This is a genomic window from Congzhengia sp. (genome assembly GCF_037235575.1).
Lineage (GTDB): Bacteria > Bacillota > Clostridia > UBA1381 > UBA9506 > Congzhengia > Congzhengia minquanensis.
The window spans coordinates 1-4,351 of sequence record NZ_JAXUNN010000005.1 but is presented as its reverse complement, the minus strand read 5'-3'; the positions used below and the strand labels follow the sequence as shown (position 1 = coordinate 4,351).

Sequence of the window (4,351 nt, the reverse complement as noted above, 5' to 3'; positions counted from 1 at the left end):
GATTAAAACACATTCCGGAATGGCCCAGGCTGTTGGCTTTGTAATCGATTCGCTGGGTTTTGATGAAATCATTGGCTGTGTTGCCGGCGACGATACGTTGCTGTGCGTAACGAAAACAGAAAAAAACGCAGCGTTCTTAGCAGACAAAATCAAACTGATGATTAAAAGCTGATTGTGCTAGAAAGGACTTGTGGAATATGCTTTTTAATCTTTCCATTGAAAATGTTGCCCTGATTAAAAAGGCCGACGTAAATTTCGGCACGGGCTTTAATGTTTTAACTGGTGAAACTGGTGCCGGAAAATCAATTTTAATCGGATCGGTTAACATGCTTTTGGGTGAACGAATTGGACGAGATATTATCCGAAACGGTGAAAATTATGCCTATGTTGAGGGCTTGTTTTATCTTACCCCAGAAACAGTGAAACTGCTTGAAACGCTCGACGTAACTGCAGATGAAGAAGGCTGCTTGATTGTGTCCCGGCGGCTTTTTCTTGATGGGAAAAACATTTGTAAAGCAGGCGGAAAAACAGTTCCCGTTTCAAAACTTCGGGAAATCGGCCAATGCCTAATCAACGTCCATGGCCAGCACGACAACCAGGCACTTTTAAACAGCGCAAGCCATGTTTCTTTTCTCGATGCTTCTGTTCGGGACTCAGAAAAAGATACTTTTCATGAATTTGATAAAGTATATGCTGCGTTAGGGGAGGCCGAAAAGGAACGCAGCGCGCTTGACATAGATGAAACAGAACGGCTGCGCAGAATTGATGTGTTAAATTACGAAATCAATGAAATCAACGAGGCTGCTCTTTGTCCCGGCGAGGAAGAGGAACTGAAAGCAACACGCAGCATGGTGAAAAACAAAGAGACCATTCAGGAAAATTGTTCGCTGGCGCTGGATATGCTGTATGAAAATAGTGAGGGCGTGTGTGCCTATAATTTTTTGTCTCAGGCGCAAAGAGCGGTGGAAGCCTGCGCGCAATCGGGAGCCGGACTGGATGATGTTTCAGAGAAGATGGCGGAATTTCTCTATGGCTTAGAGGATATTGTAGGTACAATCCACGAGAAATTGGAACAGGCAGGAACTGGCGAATTTTCGTTAGATGAAATTGAAGAACGGCTGGACTTGATTTATCGCCTGAAACGAAAATATGGAAATTCGGAAGAGGAAATTTTAGAATACGGCCGAAGGGCAGAGGCGGAGCTTGAAACCATTCAGACTTCGGAAACAAGAAAAACGGAAACGGAAGAAACCATAAAAAAGCTGTTGGCAAAGGCAAATGAACTTGCCAAAACAAACCGCGGAAAAAGGCAGAAGGCTGCAAAAATAATTGAAACCAAAATCAATGCAGAGCTGTCGGAACTTAATATGGAGGGAGCAAAGTTTTCGGTGCATTTTGAACCGTGCGCCCTTTGTAAAAACGGAATGGACAAGGTTGAATTTTTATTGTCTGCTAACCAGGGTGAACCGCCGAAACCCCTTGCAAAAATCGTGTCGGGCGGCGAGCTTTCCAGAATTATGCTTGCATTAAAAAATGTTTTGGTTGCCGGCGACGCCGCGGGAACACTCATTTTTGACGAAATCGACTCAGGCATCAGCGGCAGGGCGGCAGGCAAGGTTGGGATTAAGCTCCGCGAAATTTCAGAAAAAAAACAGGTGCTTTGTGTAACACATTTGCCGCAGATTGCCTCTCTGTCTGAACACCATTTTAAAATTAGCAAATTACAGGAAAACAACAGAACAAACACCACAATTCAGCTTTTAAACCAGCAGGAAAAAATATCGGAAATTGCCCTTATGATTGGCGGCGACAACGTGACAGAAACTACTGTTGCTCAGGCAGCAGAGATGATTCGCAAAGGGAAACAGGGTGGGGAGAAATAATGTCAATATCAGATGACTTGGGAATATACATTGGCTCGGCCACGGCATATGGCTGCATACGCAAACGGGGAATTGTTTTTTGTGAGCCGGCATTGGTGGCCGTGGAGCCGGAAACCGGCAGAATTTTAAATGCCGGTTTTGAAGCGGAAGAACTGTTAAGGCATGCAAAAATACATAGCCGGGGAGTCTATCCTCTGGCAGACGGCAGGCTGACTGATTATCCAATTTTTGAACGTCTGGTCAGGCACGTTATAAAACGGATTTGTGGAACAAGAATTTTTAAGCCCAGAGTGGCGCTGTGCTTGCCAGATGGTTTTACCAACGTAGAACGCCGGGCAGCGGAAGAAGCTGTTCTTTCCGCGGGCGGACGAAGTGTCGCCATTGTCAGCAAAATGCTTGCCGCAGGCTATGGAGTTGGAGTAAAACCGGATGACGCTCAGGGCAAAATGATCATTCATCTTGGCGGCGGATGCACGGCTTATGCGTTTCTTGCATCGGGCAATGTTATTTTATCAGAAACTTCAAATTTGTCGCAAAACAAAATAAACAGTATGATTTATGACTATATCCGGGACAAATATGATATGATTATCAGCGGAGAAACGGCGGAAAGCATTAAGAACAACCTTGGCTGTTTTTATCCAAGGGACTTTAATTTGAAAATGAACATAACAGGAAAACACGTAACTGATGGAACGCCAGCCTATCTCACCGTGGATTCAAACGAAATTTATGGCGTGATGCAGCCTGCTGCAGACGAATTTTTACAGATGCTGGCAAAGGTTTTGAAAAAGATTCCGGCACATTTTTTAAAGGCAATAGCAAAAGATGGCGTTGTGCTGACAGGCGGCGGCAGTTTGCTGTATGGGATAGAAAAATTGATTTTTAAAAACTTTTCCTTACCTGCGGTTTTGGATAAAAATGCAGAACGGAGTGTGGCGGACGGCTTCTGCTTAATGCTGCATTCTGGAAAACTTTTTAAACAATCTGAACGATAAACAGAATGGAAAAACAAAGAGGTAAAACAACGGTTTTTGTTGTTTTACCTCTATCTGAATTATTTTCTTGCGTCAGTAACTGTCTGCACCTTTAAAATATCGGTGGTGCCGTCGGCACCGGCAGTAATCACAACCCTGTCGTTATCTTTGATAAAACCAAACCGTTTTGCACAGGCAACGGAATGATGAAAGAGCACATTGGCGTCATACTGATACAGTGCTTTTACAGGATACACCCCCCAGGAAAGCGTTAACTGGTGATATGTTTTTTCTGATGGCGTTGTGGCGATGATAATTTCCCGCGGGCGGAACTTCGAAACCCGCCGTGCGGTATAACCCGATTTTGTTATAGCAATGATGGCGGTTGCTTTCACGTCCCGTGCCGTGGTGCAGGCCGCGTCACAAATTGCATTTGTTGTGTCGTTCATGTCAATATCATATTGCACGTCTTTGTATATATCCATATCAAAGGCGTCTTTTTCTGCCTGGAGGGCAATGCTGGCCATAACCTGAACAACCAGTTCCGGATGGTCGCCAATGGCGGTTTCACCGGAAAGCATTATGGCCGATGTGCCGTCGAACACAGCGTTGGCAACGTCTGTAATTTCTGCTCTGGTAGGCGTAGTGGAGTGAATCATCGACTCTAACATCTGGGTTGCCGTGATGACCATTTTCCCTGCCTGATAGCATTTCCGAATGAATTTTTTCTGCAGGCCCGGCAGCTTTTCAAATTCAATTTCCACACCCATGTCCCCTCGGGCAACCATGATCCCGTCAGAATGGCTTAATATTTCGTCAAAATTATTTACGCCTTCTATGTTTTCAATCTTTGAAATAATTTTTATATTGTACCCGCCGTGATAGTCTAAGAAGTTACGGAGGGCAATTACATCTTCCTTTGAACGCACAAACGAAGCTGCAATAAAATCTACGTCCTGTTCCACGCCGAATACTAAGTCCTGTTCATCTGCCCGGCCTAAATACGGAATATTCAAATGGACATTGGGGATGTTAACCCCCTTGTGGTCGGAGACCTCGCCGCCGGAGATAACCTTGCAGATAATATCGTTTTTCTGAACCTGGGTCACTTCAAGATGAATTCTGCCGTCGTCAATCAGCACCTTATTTCCGGGCGTTAGCTGTTTTGGCAGGTCTTTATATGTGACAGAAACCTTTTTTGCGTCGCCGTCATACTCATCAGAGGTGAGCGTAAACACAGCTCCGTTTTCAAGAATTTCCTTGTGGTTTTTAAAATTGCCAAGCCGGATTTCGGGCCCCTTTGTATCCAGCATAACGGCCGCAGGAACGCCCATTTTGTCCCGCACTTTGCGGAACAGTTCAATTGTTTCTTTATGATATTCATGGGTTCCGTGGGAAAAGTTAATTCTTGCCACGTCCAATCCGCTTTTCAGCATGCCGGCAATCACCTGTTCGCTGCGGGAGGCAGGCCCCAATGTACAAATAATTTTC

3 protein-coding genes are annotated in these 4,351 nt (G+C 44.9%); 2 read left to right on the top strand and 1 reads right to left on the bottom strand.

The window, feature by feature from the left end; all coding sequences use genetic code 11:
* Positions 1-197: 197 nt before the first annotated feature.
* Together recN and WIG73_RS00360 are read left to right on the top strand one after the other, a co-directional pair.
* On the top strand, positions 198-1,883 hold the full coding sequence (recN, locus tag WIG73_RS00365) for a DNA repair protein RecN (RefSeq protein ID WP_337398785.1): 1,686 nt from the start codon (positions 198-200) through the stop codon (positions 1,881-1,883).
* Positions 1,883-2,881, top strand: a complete 999-nt coding sequence (locus tag WIG73_RS00360) for a rod shape-determining protein (RefSeq protein ID WP_337398784.1) — start codon at positions 1,883-1,885, stop codon at positions 2,879-2,881. The genes recN and WIG73_RS00360 overlap by 1 nt, the downstream gene beginning before the upstream one ends.
* 59 nt (positions 2,882-2,940) lie before the next feature.
* Here the strand turns inward: WIG73_RS00360 and pyk are convergent.
* Positions 2,941-4,351 (bottom strand): pyruvate kinase (gene pyk, locus WIG73_RS00355; protein ID WP_337398783.1); only part of this gene is annotated, 1,411 nt, incomplete at its 5' end.

Excerpts from the sequence above, each read along its gene's own strand:
- WIG73_RS00360 (WP_337398784.1), top strand. The coding sequence starts at position 1,883 with ATGTCAATATCAGATGACTTGGGAATATACATTGGCTCGGCCACGGCA.
- recN (WP_337398785.1), top strand. The coding sequence starts at position 198 with ATGCTTTTTAATCTTTCCATTGAAAATGTTGCCCTGATTAAAAAGGCC.